Raw genomic sequence first — 537 nt, forward strand, 5'->3', positions numbered from 1 at the left:
CCGTCAGGGGAGCGGCGACGTGCCTCGTCGGCCTCGGCAGCCGCGTCGCCCGCGATCGCGGCGACCACGTCGTGGCGGCTGACCTCGTCGACGCGCGCGTCGATGCGCACGCGTCCGTCGACCAGCGCGACCACGCGGTTGCACACGGCGTACAGCTCGTCGAGCTTGTGGTCGACGAACACGACGCCCATGCCCCCCGCCGCGAGCGAGCGCACCATCTCGAGCAGCCGCTCGACCTGACCGCCCTCGAGGGAGGTGGTCGGCTCGTCGAGCAGCAGGTAGCGGGCCTTGCGGTGGGTGGCCACCGCGATCTCGAGCATCTGCCGGGTCGCCACGGGGTAGTCCCCCAGGCGCCGGTCGACGTCGACGTCGATGCCGAACTGCTCGACGAGCCGCCGCGCGTCGTCCCGCATGGCCTCGCGGCGCAGCAGGCCGGCGCGCGAGCGCTCGGCGCCCAGGTGCACGTTCTGCGCCACCGTGAGGTTGGGCAGCAGCGCGAGCTCCTGGTAGACGGTCGCGATGCCGGCGCCGATCGCC

1 protein-coding gene is annotated in these 537 nt (G+C 73.9%); it reads right to left on the reverse strand.

Annotation, left to right across the window (positions count from 1 at the left end; translation table 11 throughout):
• Positions 1-537, reverse strand: a 537-nt coding sequence (locus G3I71_RS46345) for an ATP-binding cassette domain-containing protein (protein WP_164324951.1), incomplete at both ends; no start/stop codon positions are given.

This window comes from Streptomyces sp. SID12501 (genome assembly GCF_010550245.1).
Taxonomy (GTDB): domain Bacteria; phylum Actinomycetota; class Actinomycetes; order Streptomycetales; family Streptomycetaceae; genus Streptomyces.